The 24,514-nt window shown below is 67.9% G+C and carries 23 protein-coding genes; 11 read left to right on the top strand and 12 right to left on the bottom strand.

From position 1 onward, the window contains the following. Positions 1–4 precede the first annotated feature (4 nt). Positions 5–1,330, top strand: a complete 1,326-nt coding sequence (locus tag ACFQDH_RS16220; protein WP_382403449.1) for a M1 family metallopeptidase — start codon at positions 5–7, stop codon at positions 1,328–1,330. Between the two features lie 7 nt (positions 1,331–1,337). On the opposite strand, the gene ACFQDH_RS16215 is transcribed toward ACFQDH_RS16220, so the two are convergent. From ACFQDH_RS16215 to ACFQDH_RS16205, 3 genes are read right to left on the bottom strand one after another with little or no spacing between them, the layout of a single operon-like run. Further along, entirely contained in the window at positions 1,338–1,802 is a 465-nt protein-coding gene (locus tag ACFQDH_RS16215) for a 4'-phosphopantetheinyl transferase family protein (protein WP_382403448.1), read from the bottom strand. Continuing rightward, positions 1,799–3,133 carry a histidine--tRNA ligase gene (hisS, locus tag ACFQDH_RS16210; RefSeq protein WP_382403447.1) on the bottom strand — a complete coding sequence of 445 codons (1,335 nt, stop codon included), beginning with the start codon at positions 3,131–3,133 and terminating at the stop codon, positions 1,799–1,801. Before hisS ends, ACFQDH_RS16215 begins: the two co-directional genes overlap by 4 nt. Positions 3,134–3,147: 14 nt before the next feature. Next, a complete protein-coding gene (locus ACFQDH_RS16205; RefSeq protein ID WP_382403446.1) occupies positions 3,148–3,843 on the bottom strand; it encodes an MBL fold metallo-hydrolase in 696 nt (231 codons plus the stop codon). A gap of 231 nt (positions 3,844–4,074) precedes the next feature. Between ACFQDH_RS16205 and ACFQDH_RS16200 the strand changes: the two genes are divergently transcribed. From ACFQDH_RS16200 to ACFQDH_RS16190, 3 genes are read left to right on the top strand one after another with little or no spacing between them, the layout of a single operon-like run. After that, a complete protein-coding gene (locus tag ACFQDH_RS16200; protein WP_382403445.1) occupies positions 4,075–4,746 on the top strand; it encodes a peptidylprolyl isomerase in 672 nt (223 codons plus the stop codon). Further along, positions 4,743–6,314 (top strand): DUF349 domain-containing protein, encoded by a 1,572-nt coding sequence (locus ACFQDH_RS16195; RefSeq protein WP_382403444.1) that lies wholly within the window; start codon positions 4,743–4,745, stop codon positions 6,312–6,314. Before ACFQDH_RS16200 ends, ACFQDH_RS16195 begins: the two co-directional genes overlap by 4 nt. A gap of 55 nt (positions 6,315–6,369) precedes the next feature. Beyond that, positions 6,370–7,656, top strand: a complete 1,287-nt coding sequence (locus ACFQDH_RS16190; RefSeq protein WP_382403443.1) for a M18 family aminopeptidase — start codon at positions 6,370–6,372, stop codon at positions 7,654–7,656. Between the two features lie 116 nt (positions 7,657–7,772). On the opposite strand, the gene ACFQDH_RS16185 is transcribed toward ACFQDH_RS16190, so the two are convergent. The 4 genes from ACFQDH_RS16185 to ACFQDH_RS16170 form a co-directional block, all read right to left on the bottom strand. Next, positions 7,773–10,166, bottom strand: a complete 2,394-nt coding sequence (locus ACFQDH_RS16185) for a CHAT domain-containing protein (RefSeq protein ID WP_382403442.1) — start codon at positions 10,164–10,166, stop codon at positions 7,773–7,775. A gap of 156 nt (positions 10,167–10,322) precedes the next feature. Then, positions 10,323–10,805, bottom strand: a complete 483-nt coding sequence (locus ACFQDH_RS16180) for a hypothetical protein (protein WP_382403441.1) — start codon at positions 10,803–10,805, stop codon at positions 10,323–10,325. Then, complete coding sequence (locus ACFQDH_RS16175; protein ID WP_382403440.1) at positions 10,802–11,404, bottom strand: RNA polymerase sigma factor; 603 nt, start codon at positions 11,402–11,404, stop codon at positions 10,802–10,804. The genes ACFQDH_RS16180 and ACFQDH_RS16175 overlap by 4 nt, the downstream gene beginning before the upstream one ends. A 55-nt stretch (positions 11,405–11,459) precedes the next feature. Next, on the bottom strand, positions 11,460–12,497 hold the full coding sequence (locus ACFQDH_RS16170; RefSeq protein ID WP_382403439.1) for a S8/S53 family peptidase: 1,038 nt from the start codon (positions 12,495–12,497) through the stop codon (positions 11,460–11,462). On the opposite strand from ACFQDH_RS16170, the gene ACFQDH_RS16165 reads away from it, so the two are divergent. From ACFQDH_RS16165 to ACFQDH_RS16140, 6 genes are all read left to right on the top strand, one after another. After that, positions 12,498–13,004 carry a hypothetical protein gene (locus tag ACFQDH_RS16165; protein WP_382403438.1) on the top strand — a complete coding sequence of 169 codons (507 nt, stop codon included), beginning with the start codon at positions 12,498–12,500 and terminating at the stop codon, positions 13,002–13,004. 204 nt (positions 13,005–13,208) lie between these two features. Continuing rightward, positions 13,209–14,600 (top strand): chymotrypsin family serine protease, encoded by a 1,392-nt coding sequence (locus tag ACFQDH_RS16160; protein ID WP_382403437.1) that lies wholly within the window; start codon positions 13,209–13,211, stop codon positions 14,598–14,600. A 2-nt stretch (positions 14,601–14,602) separates the two neighbouring features. Further along, the gene (locus ACFQDH_RS16155; protein WP_382403436.1) at positions 14,603–14,914 is read left to right on the top strand and encodes a hypothetical protein; all 312 of its coding nucleotides are present in this window, start codon (positions 14,603–14,605) and stop codon (positions 14,912–14,914) included. Further along, positions 14,878–15,528: an aminoglycoside phosphotransferase family protein gene (locus tag ACFQDH_RS16150; protein ID WP_382403435.1), complete on the top strand. Its 651-nt coding sequence runs from the start codon at positions 14,878–14,880 to the stop codon at positions 15,526–15,528. The genes ACFQDH_RS16155 and ACFQDH_RS16150 overlap by 37 nt, the downstream gene beginning before the upstream one ends. After that, positions 15,525–16,421 carry a T3SS effector HopA1 family protein gene (locus ACFQDH_RS16145; protein WP_382403434.1) on the top strand — a complete coding sequence of 299 codons (897 nt, stop codon included), beginning with the start codon at positions 15,525–15,527 and terminating at the stop codon, positions 16,419–16,421. Before ACFQDH_RS16150 ends, ACFQDH_RS16145 begins: the two co-directional genes overlap by 4 nt. 64 nt (positions 16,422–16,485) lie before the next feature. After that, the gene (locus ACFQDH_RS16140) at positions 16,486–17,751 is read left to right on the top strand and encodes a lanthionine synthetase LanC family protein (protein WP_382403433.1); all 1,266 of its coding nucleotides are present in this window, start codon (positions 16,486–16,488) and stop codon (positions 17,749–17,751) included. A gap of 17 nt (positions 17,752–17,768) precedes the next feature. Here ACFQDH_RS16140 and ACFQDH_RS16135 read toward each other — a convergent pair whose 3' ends face one another. After that, on the bottom strand, positions 17,769–18,194 hold the full coding sequence (locus ACFQDH_RS16135; protein WP_382403432.1) for a hypothetical protein: 426 nt from the start codon (positions 18,192–18,194) through the stop codon (positions 17,769–17,771). Positions 18,195–18,396: 202 nt separating this feature from the next. On the opposite strand from ACFQDH_RS16135, the gene ACFQDH_RS16130 reads away from it, so the two are divergent. After that, on the top strand, positions 18,397–19,272 hold the full coding sequence (locus ACFQDH_RS16130; RefSeq protein ID WP_382403431.1) for a hypothetical protein: 876 nt from the start codon (positions 18,397–18,399) through the stop codon (positions 19,270–19,272). 87 nt (positions 19,273–19,359) lie between these two features. Here the strand turns inward: ACFQDH_RS16130 and ACFQDH_RS16125 are convergent, their stop codons facing one another. Genes ACFQDH_RS16125 through secD form a run of 4 tightly spaced genes read right to left on the bottom strand, consistent with a single transcriptional unit; the run spans position 19,360 to position 24,467 of the window. After that, entirely contained in the window at positions 19,360–21,669 is a 2,310-nt protein-coding gene (locus ACFQDH_RS16125) for a RelA/SpoT family protein (RefSeq protein ID WP_382403430.1), read from the bottom strand. Between the two features lie 23 nt (positions 21,670–21,692). Next, positions 21,693–22,220 carry an adenine phosphoribosyltransferase gene (locus ACFQDH_RS16120; RefSeq protein ID WP_382403429.1) on the bottom strand — a complete coding sequence of 176 codons (528 nt, stop codon included), beginning with the start codon at positions 22,218–22,220 and terminating at the stop codon, positions 21,693–21,695. Then, the gene (gene secF, locus ACFQDH_RS16115) at positions 22,213–23,370 is read right to left on the bottom strand and encodes a protein translocase subunit SecF (RefSeq protein ID WP_382403428.1); all 1,158 of its coding nucleotides are present in this window, start codon (positions 23,368–23,370) and stop codon (positions 22,213–22,215) included. Before secF ends, ACFQDH_RS16120 begins: the two co-directional genes overlap by 8 nt. Continuing rightward, the gene (gene secD, locus ACFQDH_RS16110; RefSeq protein ID WP_382403427.1) at positions 23,370–24,467 is read right to left on the bottom strand and encodes a protein translocase subunit SecD; all 1,098 of its coding nucleotides are present in this window, start codon (positions 24,465–24,467) and stop codon (positions 23,370–23,372) included. The genes secF and secD overlap by 1 nt, the downstream gene beginning before the upstream one ends. Positions 24,468–24,514 lie beyond the last annotated feature (47 nt).

The following is a 24,514-nucleotide window of genomic DNA, read 5'->3' as shown; positions in this document are numbered from 1 at the left end:
AATCATGGTTGTATGGGCCTTCGTGAACAGCCAGCCGACCGCCGATCCTTACCTGCCCGGCCACGGCGACCCGTCATACACAGTCGAGCACTATGACCTGGACCTCGAATACGCCCTCGTCGGCAACCGGCTCGCGGGGCGAGCCACGCTGACGATTCGTGCACTGGCTGACGGGATCGACACCCTCACCCTCGACCTGCATCACCTCAAGGTGGTCTCCGTGCGCGGTGTGCGCACGACGCGCTACACCCATCGTGGCGGCCGACTCGTCCTGAAGCTCGCCGAGCCGTTGTATGCCGACGCCACCGCCGAGATCGTCGTCACCTACCGCGGCGTGCCGAAGGTGGTCCGGGACAAGGCCGGCGAAGCCGGCTGGGAAGAGCTCGAGGACGGAGCCATCGTCGCCGCGCAGCCCGGTGGAGCGCCGTCCTGGTTCCCGTGCAACGACCGGCCCGATGCCAAGGCCAGCTACCGGGTCACCATCAGCGCGCCCTCCGACTACTACGTGGTCGCCAATGGCGTTCGCACCGAACGGATTCGGCGCTCCAGCCAGACGGTGTGGAGCTACGAGCAGCGCGAGCCGATGGCGCCATACCTCGCGACAGTGCAGATCGGTCAGTATGCCGAGCACGAGATCTCCGGCTGTTCAGTCCCGCTGACGGGTGTCGTCGCGCCCGCGCTGCGGACCCGCTTCGATGACGCGTTCGCCGACCAGCCGCGGATGATTGCCGAGTTCGAGCGACTCTTCGGGCCCTATCCGTTCGCGAACTACCGGGCCGTCGTCACGACCGACGAATTGGAGATCCCCCTTGAGGCACAAGGGCTTTCGATCTTCGGGTCCAACCTGCTGCACCGCGATTGGGAGGCGCAGCGACTGATCGCGCACGAGCTGGCCCATCAGTGGTTCGGCAACGCGGTGACCCTCCGGCAACTGCGGGATATCTGGCTGCACGAAGGTTTCGCCTGCTACAGCGAGTGGCTCTGGTCGGAGGCGTCCGGCAATGACTCCGCCGATCAGCGCGCCCGCGTGCACTGGGGTCGACTCAGCGAGCTGAAGCAGGACATCGTGCTCGGCGACCCAGGCGTGCACGACCTATTCGACGACCGCGTCTACAAGCGAGGAGCGTTGACACTGCACGCGATCCGGCTAACGAGCGGCGACTCCGCGTTCTTCGAGCTCGCCCGCACGTGGGTCCAGCGGCACCGGTACGACAACGCGACCACCGGCGACTTCAAGGTGCTGGTGCGCGAGGTGTGTGGACCGGATGCGGCGGACCTCCTCGACCCGTGGGTCTACGCCCAAGCGCTACCCGAGCTGCCGCCGACCTGAGACCAGGTCACCAAGAGAGCGCAGCAACGTGTCCGGGCACGTGCAGCTCGTGCACCTGCAGGTCGGTGCCGGTCACCGTCGCCGCACCATGTTGCGCACTCAGCCGGATCGTCCGCGGGTCGGTGCGCAGCCCGGTGCCGAGCGCCTTGAGCACGGCTTCCTTCCGGACCCAGACGGCGAGCACGTCGCCGAACTCCTCAGCGGGGTGCAGCGTCAGCTCGGGCGGCGGTGTCGCACCGGCGATCTCGACGTCCACGCCGACCGGTCCCTCGGCCCACCACGCGATCACCGAGACCATGCTGCTGCGCGCGATCGAGACGAACGGCCCCCCGACCAGCACCGGTTGTCCGTGCTCGGTCGACCCGCAGTGCCCGCACCGGTGCACCAGAACGCCCGGCAACGCGGCAGCGTTCACCAGTGCTTCCGCGCTCAGGTGGCCGTCGACGACGAGCGTCGACGGATCTTCGGTCATTCGCCTGAAGTCGGCAGTACAAGCGATGGGTGCAGGTCCGCCTCCGGTGGCGTCCAGGACGCAGCATCTGCCGCCACTTGGTCCCCGCTGCGCAGATCCTTCACCTGGTGACCGTCCGCGCCGGTGAACCAGACGAACGGGATCCCTCGCCGGTCGGCGAACTGGATCTGCTTGCCGAACTTCGCAGCCTTCGGCGCGACCAGCGTCGGTATGCCGCGAGCCCGCAGCGCCGACGCCACGCGCATCGAATCACCGCGCGAATCCTCGTCATTGACCGCCACCAGCACCGCCGCGGGGGTCTCGCGGGAAGCGGTCAGACCTTCCTCGCTGATCAGCAGGCCGAGCAGTCGGGAGACCCCGATCGAGATGCCGACACCGGGGAAAGTGCGCTTGCCGTCGGTCGCCAGCGCGTCATACCGACCGCCGGAGCAGACCGACCCGTAACCCGGGTCGCGCTCAAGCATCGTCTCGTAGACCGTGCCGGTGTAGTAGTCGAGGCCGCGCGCGATCCGCAGGTCCGCGACGACGACACCAGGGGCGTGTTCGTTCGCCACCTCCACGATCGCGGAGAGCTTGGCCAATCCTTCGTCCAGCAGCTCGTGGCTGACGCCGAGCGCGCGCACCTCCTGCACGAATCCCGTGTCGGCAGTGCTGATTTCGGCCAACGCAAGGCACTGGTCCGCCTGTTCGTCGCTGCAGCCGGCTTCGAGCAGCAACTTGCGCACACCGTCGGCGCCGATCTTGTCCAGCTTGTCGACGATGCGCAGCGTGCCGGTGACGTCCTCGATGCCGAGCCCGCGGTAGAAGCCTTCGCAGATCTTCCGGTCGTTGACGTGGATCCGGTAGTCGCCGACCGGCAGTCGCGAGAAGACGTCGGCGACGACGAGCAGCAGCTCGGCCTCGTAGTGATCGGGCAAAGCGCCGATGTCGATGATGTCGATGTCGGCCTGGATGAACTCGCGGTAGCGGCCACGCTGCGGGCGCTCGCCTCGCCACGCGGGCTGGATCTGGTAGCGCCGGAAGGGAAAGGTGAGCTTGCCGGCATTCTCCAGCACATAGCGCGCGAACGGCACCGTCATGTCGAAGTGCAGGCCGAGCGTCGTCTCGCTGGTGTCGTCCGCGGCGAGCCGGCGCACACCGTAGATCTCCTTGTCGGCGTCCTCGCCCTGACCGCTGAGCCGGTCGACGGTCTCCATCGCGCGTGTGTTGATGGACGCAAAACCGTGCAGCTCGAAGACCTCCCGGATCGTGTCGAGCACGATGAGCTCGGCGATGCGGTCGGCGGGGAGCCATTCCTGGAAGCCACTGATCGGGGTGACCTTGGTTGCCATGAGCGTTGGTAGTCCTAGAGGTTCTGAAGGTATGGGTTGGTGGCACGTTCGCGCGCCATGGTGGTGCCGGGGCCGTGACCGGGCAGCACGAGGGCCGAGTCGGGCAAGGCCAGAACGACGTCGAGTAGTGATCGGGTCATCGCGTCGCCGTCACCGCCGGCCAGGTCGGTGCGACCGATCGATCCGGCAAAGAGCGTGTCACCGGACAGCACGGTCGAGGAGACCGTGGCTTCGGCCGGCAGACCTTCGGGGATGTCGTCGATGCCGAAGATCACCGAGCCCTCGGTATGCCCGGGCGTATGTCGCACCTCGAACGTCATACCCGCCAGCTGCAGCGTCTCGTGGTCGCAGATCTCGACCACTTCGCTCGGCTCGGTCCAGGTCGGCTGCTTGCCGAACTCCTGCTCGAACATCCCGACCAGCTGCGGGCCGAGCGAGGACAGCGGATCAGCCAGCCGATAGTGATCGTCGGTGTGGATATAGGCGCCGATTTCGCCGCCACACACCGGGGTGACCGAGTAGATGTGGTCGATGTGACCGTGGGTGAGCAGGACCGCGGCAGGCCGTAACTTCAGCTCGGCCAGCGCCTCACGCAGCGTCTCGAGCACACCGATACCCGGGTCGACAATCACGCACTCCTGACCCTGGCCGGGCGCGATCACGTAACAGTTGGTGCCGAAAACGGTGGCTGGGAAGGACGCGGTGAGCACCCGGCGAGCCTATCGGTGCCCCTCCGGCGGTCGCGATGACGTACCGGACCCTGAGTATCCAGTGGAAATCCGCCACAAACCGCTTAGACTGGCGGGCGTTTGCAAACACCCTCCTGACAGGCGCGAGATCCGCCGTGTGGAGAACATCGAGGAGTAGCTTCTCTTGCGTCTGAATCGGACCCGGTCCGTCATCGGCGTCGCATGTCTGGCCACGACACTGAGCCTCACGGCTTGCGGGTCGGCCAGCGGCGGGGCATCGTCCTCTTCCGGCGCGCCCGCGGCCGGTTCGCCGAACGCAGCAGCCGCAACGCTCGGGGTGACCGGCACCAAGCTGCACTGCGAAAAGCCACCGGCGCTGCCGGCCAGCACGCAGCAGCAGAAGCTTCCTCCAAGGCCGACGCGGCCGGCAAGACCTTCACCGCGGTGTTGCACACCAACTGCGGGAACGTGACCGTCGAGTTGTATGGCGCCAAGGCTCCGCAGACCGTCGCGTCGTTCCTCCAATTGGCCAAGGCCTACTGGAATGACAGCCCGTGCCACCGGCTCACCACCCAGGGCATCTACGTCCTGCAGTGCGGCGACCCGACGGGCACCGGGACCGGCAGTCCGGGCTACGGGTTCGGCATCGAGAACGCTCCGCAGGACGGCGACTACCCGGCGGGAACGCTCGCGATGGCTCGCTCGCAGGACCCCAACAGCAACGGTGGCCAGTTCTTCATCGTGTATGACGACACCCAGCTGCCCACCGATGGTGGCGGCTACTCGATCTTCGGCAAAATTGTCGGTGGCATGAAAATTGTCAATGCAGTGGCCAAGGCTGGGACCAACAGTCCGAACGGCGACGGCGCACCGACACAACCGATCAGCATCCTCAAGGTCACCGTCACGGAGAAGAAGGCATGAACGACAACATGTCACCAGAGAACGCAGAGCCCACCACCGAGTCCACGGAGTCGGTCACCACACCGCCCGTAGAGCCGACTCCAGCAGCACCGGTCGTGCCGGAGGATGCCCCGACGCAGGAAGCAGTGGCACCGGCACCCGCCGAAGACACGCCTGCTCCCGCGACCGCCGAGGACACGGCCGTTGCGCATCCCCCGGCCGCTCCGGCGACACCCGCCCCGCGGCCGACTCCCCCGTCGCCCGCAGCCATGAAGCCGCACCCGCCGACGACAGCGTCGGCCACCCAGGCTCCGGTTCCGGCACCTGCGGTCGCCAGCAACTCGGCAACGTTCGGGCGGGTTGCCGAGGACGGCACGGTGTTCGTGCGCACACCGGACGGCGAACGCGAAGTGGGTTCCTACCCCGACGCCAGCCACGACGAGGCACTGGCCTACTTCGCCCGCAAGTACGACGAGATCGCCGCCGCGGCGAACCTCCTGCTGCAGCGGGTCGTGCAGACGGACCTGCCGGTGCACGACGGCCAGGAGGCTCTGCGCGCCCTGCGCGAGCAGGTCGGCTCGGCCCACGTCGTGGGCGACCTGGCCAACCTGGACTCCACCGTGGAGCAGATCGCGACCGCGCTGAAGGCCAAAGCTCAAGTTGAAGGTGAGGCGCGCGCGGCCGCTCGCGCCGAGGCCTCCTCACAACGCGAGAAGATCGTCGCCGAGGCCGAGCAGATCGCCGCGCAGCCGACCGACAAGATCCAGTGGAAGTCCAGCACGGCGCGGATGCGCGAGCTGCTGGACGAGTGGAAGAACCTGCAGCGGGCCGGGGCCAAGCTCGACAAGCCGACCGAGAACGCCCTCTGGCAGCGGTTCAGCCACGCCCGTAACGGGTTCGACAAGACGCGACGCTCGCACTTCGCCCGCCTGGACGAAGAGCACGGCGAGGTCAAGGCCCGCAAGGAGCGGCTGATCGCCGAGGCCGAGCAGTTGGCGACGTCGAAGGACTGGGGACAGACCGCATCGGCGTTCAAGCGGTTGATGGGCGAATGGCGCCAGGCCGGCCGCGCCTCGCGGCACGATGACGACAAGCTGTGGGCTCGCTTCAAGAAGGCGCAGGACTCCTTCTTCGCGGCCAAGGACGAGGTGGTCGCCGAGGAGAACCAGGAGTTCGAAGCCAACCTCGAGGTCAAGGAATCCTTGCTCAAGGAGGCGCAGGCGCTGCTGCCGGTGAAGAACCTGGCGGCGGCGAAGTCCGCGTTACACAGCATCCAGGACCGTTGGGACGCTGCCGGAAAGGTCCCCCGCAAGGACATCAACCGCATCGAGCAGGCCATGCGCAAGGTCGAGACGGCGATACGCGACGCCGAGGACTCCAAATGGCAGAAGACCGACCCGGAGTTGGCAGCACGCGCCCAGTCGATGGTCAACCAACTCGAGTCGGCCGTCGCCGATCTCGAGTTGGACCTGGCCATGGCCCGCGAGAAGGGCAATGAGAAGAAGGTCAAGGAGTTGGAGGATTCGCTGAAGGCCCGTCAGGCCTGGCTCGAGCAAGCCCGCGGCGGCCTGCAGGACTCCAGTAGATGATCACCCCACGAAGTTCTCCGCTCGTGCCTCGCTCCGATACTTCGCGGGGGCCCCGATGAGGGCATCCACCATCGGTGCCGGCCTGATCGACTATCTGACCGCGTCGCCCACGCCGTTCCACGCCTGCGCCGAATCCGCCCGGCAACTGACGGAGGCCGGTTTCCAGCAACTCCAGGAAACCGACGAGTGGCCCAGCGAAGCCGGCGGCTACTTCCTGATCCGTGGCGGCTCGCTGCTCGCATGGTCGACCAAGCATTCCGCCGGTGCGACCACGCCGGTGCGGATGATCGGTGCGCACACCGACTCGCCCAACTTCCGGCTCAAGCCGCAGCCGGATCTCGCCCGAGCCGGCTGGCAACTGCTCGGCGTCGAGCCGTATGGCGGGATCATCGCGCCGAGCTGGATGGACCGGGACCTCGGTGTGGCAGGTCGGGTCGCCATCCGCGACGGCAGCGGTGTCGCGGAGCGACTCTTCCACCTCGACCAGCCGATCCTGCGGATCTCCCGGCTCGCCATACATTTGGACCGGTCGGCGCGCGACGGCGAGCAGCTCAACCCGCAGCAGCACCTGGTGCCACACTGGGGCCTGGGCGACTCGGCCGGCGACTTCCGGGGCTACCTCGCGCAGCAGGTCGGCGTCCCCACCGAGGACCTGCTCGCCTGGGACGCAATGACACTCGACCTGCAGCCCGCGGCGTTCTTCGGTCGCGACAAGGAGTTCGTGGCCGGCGCACGGATGGACAACTTGGCCACCTCCTATGCCGGGACGCTCGCGCTGATCCGCGCTCACGAGTCGGAGCCGGCCGCCCGGACGACCCAGGTGCTGGCGCTCTTCGATCACGAGGAGATCGGCTCGGTCTCCGAGCGTGGTGCGCAGTCGGCGCTGCTGATGACAACGCTCGAGCGGATCACCCGCACCCTCGGCGGCGACCGCGAGGCCATGCATCGCGCACTCGCCGGCAGCGTCATCGCCTCCGGCGACATGGCGCACGCGACGCACCCCAACTACGCCGATCGGCACGAGCCGCAGCACCAGATCGCGATGAACGGTGGGCCGGTGCTGAAGATCAACACCAATCTGCGCTACGCCACCGATTCCGTTGGTGCAGCTGCGTTTTCGCTGGCCTGCGAGCAAGCGGGCGTGCCCGTGCAACGCTTCGTGGTGCGCTCGGACCTGCCGTGCGGCTCGACCGTCGGGCCGGTCACGTCGGCGCTCACCGGTGTCACCACGGTCGACTTCGGGGCGCCGACCCTGTCGATGCACTCGGTGCGCGAACTCGTCGGCACCGACGACCAGCGGATGTATGCCGACGCGCTCACGGCGTTCCTCTCCCCCGCCTGACCTCGTGCGGAAGGCAATCTCGACTGCGTTCGCCGCAGTCGTGCTGCTCGGAGGCGCCGGATGTGGTTCGGCTCAGCGCGGTCCCGAACCCGGCCGTCGCCGGCCTCCAGCAATCGCTACGCGGACACGGCCTGGGCGACGCCCTGATCCGACCGTGGGTCGACCTTCGGAGTACGGGCGGCCGACCAATCGGCCCCGTAGACGGTGAAGATCGCCGCGCCCGGGTATTCCATGCGGGCGTTTCGCAGGCTTTGCGCCGCAGAGTCGCCAGCGGCGAGGCCGCGGTGGTAGCTCGTCATCACGGCGGCCGCCACCTCGTCGTCCACCGGTCCGGCGGCGGCCAGCACGCTGCGTACGCCCAGACCGAGCAGCGCTGCGGCGAGGCCGAGTGGCTCGTCCCCCGGGCCGACACGTGACCTGCCGACGTCGCAGGCGGACAGCACCACATGTTGCGGCACTCTGTCCCGCCCGGTCAGTTCGTGTGCAAAGAGCGGTCCGTCCTGCAGCTCGAGTCGGGAGAAGAGCGGACTCTGCGCTGCATGGACACCGTGCGCGGCAACATGGGCCAGATCGGCAGTCGAGAAGACATCGAGCAGGTCAGCCGTCGTGGCCTCGCGGTGGCTGACGACGTCTGCACCCGCTGCTCGCCATACAGCTGCCACGGCCCTCAATTCGGTTGCGCCATGGGCGATTCGGGGTCCGAGCAGCAACGCGGCCTCGCGGACCACCGCGGGCCCCGGCTCCACCGAGCACCACCGAGACACCGACGGCGCGACGACCACCGAGCACCCCGACAACGCCGGGAGCATGCTCCACGGGAGCGATGCCAGGGCGCGCGTCGGCGCGACAAGCACCGAATCAGTGAGCGGTACGAGATCCACTGGCACCAGTGCCGCGTCAAGCCTCCCGACGGTGTGTGCGACGCCGCGGTCGATCACGGCACCCAACGCCGTCGCGTGACCGGCGTGCGCGCGCGCTCGCAGGTCCTCTTCCAGCCGGGCCACCAGCGCTTCGACCGACGCACTGGTCGACAGGCGGCGAATCGCACAACCATGCGATCCGATCACCAGCACCTGGAGGTCCCCGGCGTACCGGAAGTAGTAGAGCAGGGTCGTCCCCGAGCCGTTCAGTCTCGCCCGGACCGAGCGGTATGACGCGGGTGACAACCCGACCGCGGCGGCTGCGGGGCCGACCGCCCACATCCGGCGGCTCAACTGCTGCTCCAGCGACGAGATCTCGGCCCGCAGGTCAGGGCTGTCCTCGCCGCCGCGCGCATCGTGGCGCAATTGCCGCAGCCGCATGGCCAGGGAAGCCACCGCTGGATCCGGGTGGGGGCGCACGGCAGGCAGCCGCTGGGACGCGGCTCGCCAGCGCTCGAGTGCGCGGAAGACCTGCGCAGGTTCCGAGCGCCGCATCGCCTCGGACAGGTCGTAGCCGGCCAGGCGGGCTCCGTGCACAGCGACCGCAGCACGGGCCTCCAGGCTCGCGACAGCTCCCTGCATTCGCACCAGTTTCCTTGCAGCCAAGGCGAATTCACGCTCAGCTGCCACCCGATCATCGCTGTATGCCGCCAGCCGGGCACGCAGCAGATGCTCGTGCATCACGGCGTCGATCCCCTCGGCCGGCAGCACGTCCAATCCGTCCAGCAGCGTCCGGGCCTCCCCCACCGCGCCGCCGTTGAGCTCAGCTTCGGCCAGCAGACGGGTGGCCAGCCGGGCCGCACTGTCGGAGGTCCCCGCCAAGGCAGGATCAGGTGCCGCACCCGAGTGCCCTTGCGCCAGCTCCGCCGCTGCAGTCATCAGCTCGGCATGTGTCGCGAGCCGCTCGTCGCCATACGAACGGAAGGCGCGGGCCGCCGCAGCAGCACTGCGAGCCGCACCGCGCGCATCCCCGGTCAGCAACTGAGCACCCGCGAGGTCGAGCAGGATGTTGCCTTCGTCCAGCCGCAGGTGCCGGCCACGTGCACTACGCAGTGCCAGCCGCAACAAGCGCCGGGCCGGATCGACCAGCCCGACCTCGAGCAGTGCCGCAGCGATGTCCCGTCGAGACTGAAGCCGGTCGACGCGCACCGGCAGCTCGTCAGCCTCATGCATGAGGCGGATGGCCTCCGGGAGGTGCCCGACGAAGAACTCCAGACAGCCGAGATTGTGTCGCGCCTTGAAGACGACTTCCGGCCAATCCTGTTGCAGCGCAAGCTTCAACGCGGCACGCAGGTCGCGCCGTCCCTCGGCCGGCTGCCGCAGGGTGATGTTGGCCAGGCCGCGGTTGAGGTGCACCGCGAGCACCTCGGCAGGCGAGCGCAGGTCCTCCTCGTGCACCTGGTCCAGGGCGACCAGGCCGGCCGCCCAGTCACCGCGATACATGGCGATCGTGCCCTCCTGGACGAAGGCGAGCGCCGCGACATACCGCGACCCGGCAGTTGCCGCGGTACGACGCGCCTCGTCCAGCGTCCGCCGGGCAGCGACCGGACCATCCAGGTGCAGATCGGGCAACGCCCGGGTCACCAGCACCCGGCCGAGCAGCTCCAGCTCACCGGAGTCATCCGCAACGAGCCGCTCGACAGCACCGGCCAGCCGGCTGCGGGCCGCGGACCACTGACCCAGGGTGTTCAGGGACTTGGCCCGGGCGAGTTCGCGTTCGGCATACGGCGTGCTGATCGGCAGCCCTCAGATCTGGATCGGTGGCGTGATGACAGGTCGCGCTGGCGGCTCACCCGTGGGGTGAATCACCAAGTGCACCAGTCCTGTTCGCGAGAAGTCCACTTCGAAGCGGCCGTCCTCGTCGACCTCCGCGGCAACCTCACCGTCCGGACCGTGCACCTGCACGGTGGCATCCGGTGTGCTCAACCAACCGGTGATGCGCCGGCGTGGCCGGTGCTCGGAGTCCAGGGTCAGCAGCACGGTCAGGTCGTCGCCGCTGAACGTCACAGTCGTGATCGTGTCGTATGCCGAACGCACCCCGATCGGCTCCGGCTCGAGCAGCTCGGCGACCTGCGCACCCAAGGCTTCGACGGTGAGCGCGAACTTCACCTGGTCGGTCAGGGCCGCCGGAACGGGGTCGCTCGCGGCCACGATCTCCCCCAATGAGTGCAGGATCTGCTCATCGGCCTCGTCAAGGGGTCCCGCGGCGAGCTCATCGATGCGATTCATCGCGCTCCCTCCCAGCTGTGATCGGCTTCCAGCGATGCGCGCAGTTTGGCCAGACATCGCCCTCGGGTGGGTCCGATGCTGCCGACCGAAACCCCGAGTGCAGCAGCCAGTCCGGCGTAGTCGGGGCGATCGCCTGTCGCGACGACGCGCAGCAATGACTGGCAGCGCGGCGACAACGACCGGAAGTGTCGCCACAGCGTCGTGTCGGCGTCAGACCGCAGGACGGTCGCCTCCGGTCCGCTGTCAGCGGTTGCCACCCGATCGTGCTGTGCATCCGACGGTGCCTCCTCGACCCGGGCCCGCCCGGACCGACGCGCCTCCGCCCATGCGCGCCTGCGGGTGCTGACCAGCAACCATTGCAGGACCGCCTGGCAGTCGGTGATCCGCTCGGCCTGCCGGTAGAGGGTGAGCCACACCTCCTGCACGACGTCCTCGGCCGCGCACTTGTCCAGCCCCGCCGCACGCGCGGTGTGCCACATCACCGGCGTGACCGCGTCGACGAGGCGAGCCATCGCGAGGTCGTCGCCGGCACGGTAGTCCCGGAAACAGCCGGCCGCGCGATCGGCGAGGCCGTCCCTCCGCGAGCCCACCGTCGTCATGACGCACCAGCCAGGCAGGTCCGCACCGCTGTGCTGACCCGGTCGCGGCGATCGTTCAGGTCGCCGCCGGCGCCACCCCAAGAGCCGCGGCGATGTCGCCGGCCAACGCAGGTGCGGCGAAGGATGTCCCGCTCCAGATGCCGAAACCGGCCGAATAGTCGTCGAGATCAACGGCGGCACGGGCCGGCAGCACACCGCCGCTGGTCGTCAATGCAGCACGCCCCGCCGCGTTGAACGTCGTCGGCATAGTGCTCACCACGTTGGTGGCGGCGCGGTAAGTGGTCACCCACGAGCCGGTGTTGGAGTAGACCGACACCAGCGACTGACCGGGATCGGTCGCACCGACCGCGAGCAGCGGAACCGCACCCGCGCCGCCGGCAGCCAGCCCGGCCGGATAGAACGGTGTTGTCGTCGCGTCGTTGCCTGCTGCTGCCACCACGCTCACACCGGCGTCGCCGAATGCGGTGAGAACGGCCGCGAGCGCACCACTGTGTACGACGGCACCTGGCGACTCGGCGTAATAGCCCATCGACAGGGACAACACGTCGATCGGCCGAGCGTCGATCCGGCCGTCGCAGGCGAGCAGGTGGTAGGCGTAGAGGTCGGTCAGTGCGGCGAGCAGATCGGTTTCATCGGCGGCGCCGTCGCCATACATGACCGGTGCGCTGAGCAGCGACGCACTCGGACAGTGCTGCCGCACGATGCCTGCGACAAACGTGCCGTGCCCGGCGATCGGGTCCAGCGTGCCGTTGACCTGGTCGATCGTGACGCCGGTGCCTTCGGGGTCCTCGGCCGGGCCGAAGCGCAGGCCGATCGGTGCACCACCGAGCTGCGGATCCCGCTCCGTGTCGTGCGTGAACCACGGATGAGCGCCGATCCCTGTGTCCAGCACCGCAACCACCGGACCATCGGCGCCGTCGGTCCCGGCGGCCGGGTCGGGAGCCGCCCAGCTCACCGGGGCCCGCGAGGCGCCGGCGCTCTCCGTTCCGACGCCCTGGAGGTAACCCACACCCTGTAGATAGCCGACCCCTTGCAGGTAGCCCACGCCCTGCAGGTAGCCGACTCCTTGCAGGTAACCGGCGACGGTCAGCACGTGGCTCAACCCGGCTCGGATGCCCGCGTCCCTGGCCCGCAGCACCCACGGCGCGGCATCCACCGGGCGTGGATCGGCGTCGGTCGGAAGGAGTCGCAGCACGGTCGATGCGATCGGTTCGAGGCGATCGAGCAGGTCGAGCTTTCGGTAGATCTCGGTGCGCTCGCGCAGCCCCGGGTCACCACAACCCGCGCGCGATCACCCAGCAATTTGCTGATCGTCTCGATCGCCGAGTCGGCGCCGAGTCCGGGCATGCCGGGCACCACGATCCGGTCGCCGACATACAACGTGGGGGCGGCCGGTCGACCGCCGTCGTTCACCGGCCACTGGTCGGGGTCCAACTGGCGCACGGAGAAGCGCGCCGCGGCCGATGCCGGCAAGGGTGTAACCGGCGAAATCTGTTGTGCCGTGGACGATTCGGAGCGGGTGCCATCGTTCATGTGTGTCTCCTCGAGACCGGACCCGGTGGCTCCAAGTATGACGCCGGGAGTCTCTCGCCGCCACTGATCCGTGCAGGTTGTGCCGGCTGTCTGCCGCCACCCATCAGGAGTGCGCCTCGCGCCCCGGTGATACATCCCGCGCCGAACTTTTCTCGGGTATGACGAACGGGCGCAGCATCTCCAGAATCCGCATGTATCACCCGGCCGGCCGGCTGCTCCTTCCTTGCATCCGGCCTGAACTCACGGGCCGCATCGAGGGAGGGAGAGTCCCATGGTTGACGAACGAGCACAGGCCAGGGCACAGATACGCGGTACGAAGCAGGGGGCGGAGTCCGACTTGTTGGCCCGTAAGAACGTCATCGGTGTCGACATCGCCGACAAGGAGACCGACGGAAAGAACACGGGGCAGCTGGCCATCGTGGTCTTCGTCGACGCCAAGCAGCCGATGTCGAAGCTCTCGGCCGCCGACCGGGTGCCGAAGGAGATCGACGGGATCCCGACCGACGTGCAGGAGATGACGGTCGAATTGCAGGGGCCGTCAATGGAACTGGTCGACGAGGTGACCCCGCAGGTCGACACCACGGCATACTCGACGTTGCACGGCGGCATCTCCATGGGACCGCTACGCAGCGTCTACCTCACCCCGCCCGACGTGCCGTCCGCCGGCAACTACATCTTCGCCGGGACCCTTGGCGCGATGGTGCGCGATCGCGGCAACGGCGCGACGATGGCGCTGACCAACTTCCACGTGGCGTGCGTCAACAACACCTGGTCGGTGGGCGACCGGATGGTGCAGCCGTCCCTGCTCGATGGTGGCTCCAGTGGCAACCAATTCGGCAGCCTCAGCCGCGCCACGCTCTCCGACGCCGTGGACGGTTCGGTGGTCACGGTCGACACCGGCAAGTCGACGACCGCGAGTGTCCAGGACATCGGTGACGTCGCGGGACACACCGCCGCAACAGTGGGCGCAGCGGTGCGCAAGCGTGGCCGGACCACCGAACTGACATACGGCACAGTGGTTTCCACCGATTTCACGGTGTCCATCAATTACGGCAGTGACGTCGGATCACACACCCTGCACCACCAGATCCGCATCCAGACGGACACCAGTCAGTCGGCCCGGTTCTCCGACCACGGCGACTCCGGGTCGGTGATCATGGACGGCAACCGGATGGTGGTCGGGCTGCTCTTCGCCGGCTCGAGCGACGGCCAGTGGACGTTCGCCAACCCGATCCAGTCCGTGCTGGACGAGCTGAACGTCGACCTGATGGTCGCGCCCGTGGTCACCCGGCCGATCATCAGCTGCCTGAACACCCGACTGGTCGTCTGCAACATCACCCGGCCGGCAGCGTGCGTGCTGACCAGGACGGCCGGCTGCAACGTCACGCGCACCGTCGTGTGCATCACCACCCGCACGGTGACCTGCAACATCACCACGCGCGCCGCGTCGTGTCCGGTCCTGACCCGCACGCCCACCTGCAACGTCCTCCTGACGCGGGCCGGTTGCAACATCCCGATCCCCGACCCGGGGCCGGTGGAGAACGGCCAGGTCGACGACGGGCATGGGTATGGCGCCACGACCGACCTCCCGGAGGAGTACTGGGCCGGTTACCTCGCAGCGTTGGAAGAGGTCAATGAGCTCGACCAGTCGGACGAGGTCTGACGATGCCGACGACTCCGGAGATCCTGTCTCTCGCTGTTCGGGCCGAGCTGGTTCGCGGCAGCGAGGTGCTCTCCGGAGCCGTCAGCGTCATACCCGTCACCCGAACCAACGGAGTGCACGGCGTCCAACGGGACGGGCAGGTCATTGCCTACGCCAAGCAGTCCGGACTCGCGAGCCGACTCGACGGTGACGACGTGGTCGCCGCCGAGCGGTTCGCGCTCGGCCGGCTGCAATCCCTCGGTCTGACACCACCGCTGATCCTTCAGGGGGACCAGCGGTGGTGTGGACCGGCGCCGCACCTGGACGGGACCTGATGTCGCTGGCACTCGACGAGCCGTCCGCCATACGGCTGACGGACGCTGTGGGCCGCGCACTCGCCACGCTGCACACGGCACCGGCCGGCGACGACGTTCCGGTTGCGCGCGCTCCCTGGCCGCTGCTGTCCGAACCGCTGCCGTCGATGACGACTCATCCACCGGACCGGGATCGGGACGCCGTCCTTGCGACCTGGCGGGAGTCTGCCGTTCAGGCCGCGCTGCGACCGCTCTCCGTCTCCTGGGCACACAGCGACCGCTGGACCCACGGTGACCTGTCGGCGTCCAACGTGATCACCGAGACCGACGGAGCCGTGACGTTCATCGACCTGGAGTCCGCGGGCCGTGGCGACCCGTGCTGGGACCTGGTCACCCTCGAGCAGACCTTCGCCTCGATCGGCCTGTCCCCGTTCGGTTTTCGCCGGGCGTATGCCGCAGCGGGCGGTCCCGCTTCTCCGTGCCCGCTTGCGTGGCGGACCGTGCGCGCACTCGTCACCGCCTGGCAGCACGCCGCGTTGCCCGGCGGCAACCATTCGATCGTCGAGCAGCAGCTCGACGAAGCCCGACGCTGCGCCCGAGACGTTGCGCCATCGATGCAGGAGGAATCGCGATGAGTTGGGATCGGCACACAGCCGAGGAGCTGCAAGCAGCGCACCACGTGCTCACCGTCATGTCGGACGCGGACGACCTGGCCATGACGCTCTACGAACATTGGTGGGCCGCGGCTCGACCCGGCGGGACGAGCCGCGGACGCTGGGACCCGCCGCTCGGCTGGGCCTTGCGAGCGGCTCACGCAGGTGCACTGGCATGGTCACCGCTGGATCACGAGGTCCTGGCCGTTGGCGCGTATGGCGCTGCGGTCGTTCGCGATCCGTCGTCTCATGCCAATCGGCGTGCGGTGGGCCGCGGCGACTACGTCACCGTCCGGTCCGGCGCCGGGCTCGCACCTGCGATCGGCGCACGGCTGCGCATCATCGGTCGGCGTGGCGCGCACGACGACCAGGGCTGGTGGCGCACCTGGGGTGACGAATGGCCGGCCGGCGAGTCATCTCCGCAGGGCCTGACCCGGGTCTACTTCGCACCACGCCGAGTTGAGGTCGCCCGGCTGGTGCACGAGATCACTCGCGTCATACCGCGTGTCACCCAAAGGTGGTCGCTCAAGGTCGCGACCGATCCGGCCGCGCTGGACCGGGCGGACGCGGTGGTGCTCTACCTGCCCGACGCTTGCCGCGCGGAGGCGTTCGGAGCGGTTCGCACGGCGTGTGCCGAGCGTGTCCGCAACTCCGCTCCGCCCTTCACCGAGGTCCTCGTCCCCGGTATGGCGTGGAGCGAAGACCCAGGCGACGGGCAGAGCTTCGGCGAACTCCGTTGCCGGTGGCTCGGCGAGGCCTACCGGCGGGCGGAAGCGCGCTGCGCCGCGTTCGCCGACGTCGTCACGGAGGTCTTCGGCGAGCACGGCGTCGACCCATCGACAGCGCACCTGCGCGGTGTCGCGGTGGCGGCATGAGCGAGCGCAGCGAGCGTCAATGGGGTCAGGCGCATGGCGGCACCCGACGAAGGAGGGGGCCGGCATGAGCATCCTGCTCGAGTCGCCGGACGTGCCCCGCACGGATGACATCATCGATCGCCTGCGCGACGAGGTGACAGCTTGTATGACGTTGCTCCAGGAGACCGCGATCGAAGTGGGGACCGAAGCCGGCGGCGAGGTGACCTGGCCGACCTGGATGCTGACGAATTCCGGTGTGCCAGAACGCTGCACGGGCGGACGGTCGTCCTTCTACGACGGTGATGCCGGCATCGCGTGGGCCTTGCGGAGACTCGGACCGGCACTGGGAAGGGAACATCTCGTGGAGCTGGCCGACCGCGCGATCATGGCTTTGAGCCGACGACCCGCACCGCCGGAGCTGGGTCTGCTCGCGGGCCGGATCGGGGTGGAGCTGGTTGGTCCGCCGAACACCGATTTGCCTTGGGAGCGCGACATCTCCACCGATCTGCCGGCCGCACTCCCCTGCAGCGACCTGACCTCCGGGCTCGCCGGTGCGCTGCTCGCACTGACCCGGATGCCGGATGCTGCACCGGAGGTCGCGTCTCCGATCGTCGACGAGCTGTGGCGACGATCCGAGAGGCAGCTGTGGGGGCGCGGCTGGCCGGACCTCACTCAGGCCGGCGACGGGTCACGGCCACTGAGCGGTATGGCGCACGGGGCCGGCGGCATCGCGTGGTCCCTGGCCGAATCCGCCTGGCGTTGGCCGGAATTGGCTGACTCAGCGTTGTCTCTCGCCGAGGAAGCGTTGCATTTCGAGGCCGCCTGGTCCGACCCGCTGCACGGCGGCTGGCCGGACCTGCGCGGTTCCGAGCCGGTGTGGACCGCCAGGTGGTGCCATGGCGCGGCCGGGGCGGGCGCCATACGACTGAGGCTGCTGGAGCTGTCCGCAAAAGGACTCGACGCACCCTGGCAGGACGAGGCGATCCGTGCCGAACTGGAGGTCGCGGTCCAGGCCTGCGGGGCGGAGGTATGGCGCGAACGCGAGGCGTGGCGGACGTATGGCGCCGCGGCTCTCGCCCAGGGCTGGACTCTCTGTCACGGGCTCGGTGCACCGGCAGCGGTTCTCGACCTCGCGGCGACGGCTCTCGACGAGCCGGCGCACCGCACACTCGCACTGGACGCAGCGACCGAATTCCTCGATCTCGCAGGCGATCCGAGTGACTGGCCGTGCGGGCTGCTCGCTGCGGATGGCGATCTGGGCTTGTTCAACGGTGTTGCGGGTGCCGCGGTATTGCTCGCTGACCTGGCGGGGATCACCGTCCCGGGCGGCCCGGCAGTGCTGCTCGGCTGAGCCGGTCGGCGCAGTCGTCAGCTGGCGAGCGAACCCAGCAAGTCGTCCGCGGCGAAGACCTGCAGACGGTTTCGTGTCGCCAGGTGGATGGGCCACCGTGGATGCTGGTCGCGCAGTGCCACGGTCAGCGCCGCCGCCCAGCGGCGATCACCCTCGGTCATCTCCGACGGGCCCGGGCGCGAGATGAGCATCGGCACCTCGGCCACACCGACCTCTTCCCGGATCCGGGCGATCAGATCGGTGATCGCGCCGACGTCGCGCGGGTCGGGCAGCATCGGTATGTCGTCGATCGGCACGATCAGGTCGGACTGTCGGCCCTCCTCGTCCAGGAAGATCAGCCACAGGCTGCGCAGGCCGAAGCCGCCGCTTCCCATGAGGTCCTCCCACCTCTCGAAGAGGTCGTGCTCGGTCCGGATCGGTTTGCGTTCTGGCGAAGTTGTCATGCCCAGAGAGCTTGCCCCGTTGCTCCATACGCCCGCAGAAGTTGTCCACAGGGTCGCCACGTGTGGACGGAATCCCATCGAGCGTGCACTTCTGGTCGTTCAGACCGCCACGGAACGACCACAAGTGCGCTCTCGGCGCGACGAGGCGCCCCTGTGGACAGCGCTCGGCGAGCAGGTCGCGAGTTCGGGCACACTATCGGCGATGGTCCGTAGCCCAGCGCCCCTACCGCCAGGTCTCAATGCGTCCTTCACCACCGACGAGGCCGCCGCGCACGGTGTCACACCACGCCGCCTGCGACACCCGGACCTGCAGCATCCGACACGCGGTCTCTACCTGACTGGCGCAGATCCCGACCTCGTCGAGCGGGCAACCGCCCACCTCAAGGTGCTGACGCACGGCCGTTCCGCATATTCGCACGGCACGTCGAGCGAACTGCTCGGCCTGCCCGATCGCCGTGACCCAGACCTGCATGTGACCGTGCCCGATGGCGTCTTCGTCCGACGCCGCGGTATGAAGATGCACCGCGGACTGGAACATCGCACTATCTGGTTCGTGCACGATCTACCGGTGGTGTCGCCGGTCGAGACGTGGCTGGACCTCGCGCCCATCCGCACGCTCGAAGAATTGGTCGTGCTCGGGGACGCGATCCTGCACCATCAGCCCGACCTGGCGAACTCGTTGCGTCATACGGTCGCCGGCCACCACGGAACGCGTGGCATCAGACGAGCTCGCGAGGCCCTCGAACTGCTTCGACCGGACGTGCTCTCGCCGCAAGAAACACTGTGGCGTCTTCGTTTTCGAGCTGTCGGCTTCCCCGAGCCGGAACTCAACGTAACGGTGCGTGACCGTTCGGGTCGGTGGTTGGGCGTCGGCGATTTCGTATGGCGTGAGCAACGCGTCGTCGCGGAGTACGACGGTGACTACCACTTCACCGTCGAGCAGCGACGCCTCGACCAGATCCGCCGCCGAGCGATGCGCACCGGGGACTGGGCCGTCATCGAGCTGAACGGTGCCGACAACCGCTCCCCCGAAGAAGCCCTGAACACTATCGGCGACGCACTCGACGGTCGACGGTGAACCGAGCACGCCGAGAGTGCACTTTCGGTCGTTTCGACCGACCCGGAACGACCACAACTGCACACTCGGCGGGTGGGGACGGCCGGGTCAGGCCTGACTGACCGGCTCCGCGCTGCGGTGGCCGGAGCCGGTGATCCGGTATACGTCGAAGACGCCGTCGATCTTGCGGACCGCCTTGATGACGTGCTCGAGGTGGTTGGGGTCGCCCATCTCGAAGGTGAACTTCGACAGGGCGACACGGTTGCGGGTCGTCTGCACGCTGGCCGACAGGATGTTGACGTGCTGCTCGGACAGCACCCGCGTCACGTCGGACAACAGCGCATTGCGATCGAGTGCCTCGACCTGCAGTTGCACCAGGAACACCGACGCCGCCGACGGCGACCACGCGACATTGATCAGCCGCTCGGGCTGGGCGAGCAGTTGCTCGGCGTTGGTGCAATCCCGCCGGTGCACCGACACGCCGTTGCCGGTCGTCACAAATCCGATGATGTCGTCGCCCGGCACCGGCGTGCAGCAGCGTGCCAGCTTCACCCAGACGTCGTCCGTGCCGACCACCGTCACGCCGGGGTCGGTCTCCGCCGAACGCCGGTTGCGGCGAACGGGATTGGTGGCCTCGGCAAGATCCTCGGTGGTGCCCTCCTCGCCGCCGAGCATCTCCACGAGCTGCTTGACGACATGGTCGGGCGACACGTGGCTGTCACCGATCGCGGCATACAGGGCATCGATGTCGTGGTACTTCAACCGCTCCGCGACCGACGTCAGAGACTCGTGCGACATCAGCCGCTGTATGCCGAGACCCTTCTTGCGGATCGTCCGCGCGAGCGCGTCCTTGCCGTTCTCGATCGCTTCCTCGCGACGCTCCTTGGAGAACCACTGGCGGATCTTGTTGCGGGCGCGCGGGCTCTTGACGAAGCCGAGCCAGTCGCGACTCGGGCCGGCGCCGTCCGCCTTCGACGTCAGGATCTCGACGACGTCACCGTTCTCCAGCGGGCTCTCCAACGGAACCAGCCGCCCGTTGACCCGGCCGCCGATCGTGTGATGGCCGACCTCGGTGTGCACGGCATACGCGAAGTCGACCGGGGTGGAGCCGGCCGGCAGCCCCATGACCGAGCCCTTCGGGGTGAAGACGTAGACCTCACGCGACCCGACGTCGAACCGCAACGACTCCAGGAACTCGCCCGGGTCGGCGGTCTCCCGCTGCCAGTCCAACAATTGCCGCAGCCACGACATGTCATTGCTGGGACCGGCGTCGTCGTCGGCGTCATTGGCGCCCTTCTTGGCGTCTTCCTTGTATTTCCAGTGGGCCGCGACACCATATTCGGCGCGTCGGTGCATCGCAAAGGTCCGGATCTGGATCTCCACCGGCTTGCCCTGCGGCCCCATGACCGTCGTGTGCAACGACTGGTACATGTTGAATTTCGGCATCGCGATGTAGTCCTTGAACCGCCCGGGCAGCGGACTCCACCGGGAGTGCAAGGTGCCGAGGACGGCGTAACAGTCACGCACCGACTCGACCAGCACGCGCACCGCGACGAGGTCGTAGATGTCCTCGAAGTCGCGGCCGCGGACAATCATCTTCTGGTAGACGGAGTAGTAATGCTTGGGCCGTCCGGTCACCGTGGCCTTGATCTTCGCGGTCCGCAGGTCGGAGGTCACCTGGTCGCGGACACCGCGCAGGTACTCCTCGCGGGCGGGAGATCGGTCCGCCACCAGGCGGGCGATCTCGTCATAGACCTTGGGGTAGAGCGTGGCGAAGGACAGGTCCTCCAGCTCCCACTTGATGGTGTTCATGCCCAGCCGGTGTGCCAACGGCGCGTAGATCTCCAGCGTCTCGGTCGCCTTGCGCTGGGCCGACTCGGCGGACACGTAGCGCCAGGTGCGCGCATTGTGCAGCCGGTCGGCGAGCTTGATGACCAGGACCCGAATGTCGCGGGCCATCGCGATGACCATCTTGCGGACCGTCTCGGCTTGCGCGGCGTCGCCGTAGGTCACCTTGTCCAGCTTGGTGACGCCGTCGACGAGCATGGCGATCTCCTCGCCGAACTCGTCCTTCAACTGCGTGAGGCTGTATGGCGTGTCCTCCACCGTGTCGTGCAACAGCGCGGCGGCGAGGGTCGGTGGCGTCATACCGAGCTCGGCGAGAATCGTGGCGACCGCCAGCGGGTGAGTGATGTAGGGGTCGCCGGACTTGCGCAGCTGGCCGCGATGCGCGTTCTCCGCGACGCCATACGCACGGTCGATGATCGCCAGATCGGCCTTGGGGTGGGTGGCCCGGACGATGGCCAGGAGCGGCTCGATCTCGCTGTTGGTGCTCGGCCGAGGAGCACCGAACCGAACGAGCCGGGCCCGCACGCGCGACGCACCCGACGGGTTGCTCGTGCGCTCGTCCTGACTCATTACGTCAGTCTAATCGCGGTGATTCAGTCGACCAGCGTGGCGTGCACGGTGCGGCCGGGCAGCTTGTCGCGGCCGTTCAGGAAACTCAGCTCGAGCAGCATCTCCAGCGCGACCACCTCGGCACCGGCACACTCGATCAGCTCACACGCAGCGGCGGCGGTGCCGCCGGTCGCGAGCACGTCATCGACCAGGAGCACGCGGTGTCCGGCGGTGAACGCATCGGTCGTGACTTCGATGGTCGCCTGGCCGTATTCGAGATCGTAGGAGCGGGTATGCGTGTCGCCAGGCAGCTTGCCCGCCTTGCGGATCGGCACAAATCCCAGGCCCATTCGCAAGGCCAGCGGCGCGCCGAGGATGAAGCCACGCGCCTCGACCCCGGCCACGACGTCGACCTTGCCGGCCCATCGGTCGGCGATGTCCGCCAGCACGGTGTTGAACGCCTCGGGCTCCCGGAACAACGGCGTCAGGTCCTTGAACATGACGCCGGGCTTCGGGAAGTCGGGGACCTCACGCACATGCGCTGCCAGCACCTCAGCGGCGCTGTCAGTCATCGGCGTCCCGCTTCGCGAGCGGGTGGATCTCGCGCTTGCGGACCTTGGTCGCCGCGGCCGCCTTCGCTGCCTTGGCGCGTGCCGGTTCGATGACACCGGAGACCGACTCGCCGGGCGTGTGCTCTTCCCGCGTTCCGGTCCGGGCCAGCACGCTCGCCTGGCTGGTCTGGTAGGCCAGCGCCCGTCGGTCGAGCTCCTTGATCGACGCCTCACGGTGCCGCAAGGACGTCAACAGCGGGGTGGCGATGAAGATCGACGAGTAGGTGCCGACGGCGATACCGAAGAACAGCGCGACGGCCAGGTCGAGCAGCGTGCCCGGGCCGAGGAAGACAATGCCGACGACCATGATCGCGGTGATCGGCAGCAACGCGACGACAGACGTATTGATCGACCGGACCAGTGTCTGGTTGACGGCGTAATTCGCCGCCTGCGCGTAGGTCCGATTGCCGTCCCTGATCGCTTCGTCGGTGTTTTCCCGGACCTTGTCGAAGACGACCACGGTGTCGTAGATCGAATAACCCAGGATGGTCAGGAAGCCGATCATCGTGGCCGGCGAGATCTCGATGCCGGTCAGCGCGTAGATACCGACGGTGAAGAAGAGGTCGTGGACCAGTGCGACCAGTGCCGCGACGGCCATCGTCCAGGTGCGGAAGTAGACCGACAGCAGGATCGCCAGCAGCAACAGGAAGACGATCAGCGCCTGGATCGCCTTGTGCGTGACCGAACTTCCCCACGAGGGCCCGATGAACTGCGTGGTCACCGAGCTCTGCTTGACGCCGAACTCCTTGGCCAGCGCTGCGCCGACCGTGTCGGTGGCCGCCGAAGTGCCGTTGCCGAGCTTCTTCGACTCGACCTTGATCGTGGTCGCGCCGGCCTTGGTCACCACCAGGTTGTCCGAAGCGCCGACCGCGGACTTCACGGCGTCGTGGGCGCGCTGGTCGAAGTTGCTGGTGCTCTTGATGTCGGACACCGACACCTGCGAACCACCCTCGAACTCCAGGCTGAAGTTCAAGCCGCGTCCGAAGATGCCGAGTGCCGCAATCACCAGGAGTATGCCGGTCAGGAGGTACCAGGTGCGGCGGCGACCGATGAAGTTGATCTGCCGCCGACCGGTGTAGAGGTCGTTACCGAATTGCGCGAAGCTCGCCATCAGGCGTGTCCTCCCTCGACTGCGGTGGAGTCCCCAGCCGCCTTGCGGTCGGCGATCGTGACGCGACCCCGTCCGGCATACGTGACTCCGGCGGCGCCGAGCCGCTCGGGATCGAACCCGGACCACTTGTGCCCGCTGCCGAAGAACTTCGTGCGCGCCAGGATGGTGAGCACCGGGTGGGTGAACATCATCACGACGGCGATGTCGACCAGGGTCGACAACCCGAGGGTGAAGGCGAAGGCCTTCACGTTGTCCTCGGAGAGCACGTAGAGCACTGCGGCAGCCAGGAAGTTGACCGCGTCGGAGACGATGATCGTCCGCCGTGCACGTGCCCAACCGGTCTCGACGGCGGCCCGCAGGGGCCTGCCGGATCTGACTTCGTCTCTCACCCGCTCGAAGTAGACGATGAAACTGTCCGCGGTGATACCGATCGACACGATCAGACCGGTCACGCCGGCCATGGTGAGCCGGAAGCCACTGGTGAAGCCGAGCAGGGTGACCAGGCCGTAGCTGGAGAAGCCGGCGACGACAAGTGACGCGACGGTGACGAAACCGAGTGCGCGGTATTGCAGCAGCGAGTAGAGCACCACCAGCGCCAGGCCGATCAGACCGGCCAGGATGCCCTTCTGCAGCTGGTCGGTGCCGACCTGCGGACTGACCTGGTTGGAGGTCAGCTCCTTGAACGAGAAGGGCAGCGCGCCGAATTTCAGCTGGTTGGCCAGCGTCTTGGCGCTGCTCTCGGTGAAGTTGCCGCTGATCTGCGCACTGCCGTCGGTGATGACCGCCTGCGACTCCGGTGCGGTGATCACCGAACCGTCGACGGTGACGGCAAAACGCTTCTTGGGGTTGCCCGTCGGGTATGGCGTCAGTCGCTCGGTGACCGCGGCGAATTCCTTCGCGCCGGTGCCGTCCAGCTTCAGGTTGACCACGACCTGGTTGGTCGCGACGCCCTGCTGGTTGGTGTTCTGCCCGTAATTGGCGTCAGTGAGGTGCTTTCCTCGACCTCGACCGGCCCCATCAGGAACTTCATGCCTTCGGCGTTGTCGCAACCGACGTTGGGTTGGCTGGCCGGCGCCTGGGCGGCGATCTCCTGCCACTTCAGGGCGGATTGGCCCTTCGGTGCGTCGGCCTGGGTGCACGGGAA

Origin of the sequence: Flexivirga alba (assembly GCF_042661025.1) — a bacterium.
Classification (GTDB): Bacteria; Actinomycetota; Actinomycetes; order Actinomycetales; family Dermatophilaceae; genus Flexivirga; species Flexivirga alba.
The sequence above is the reverse complement of the archived record's forward strand: the minus strand, read 5'-3'. Positions and strand labels throughout refer to the sequence as shown.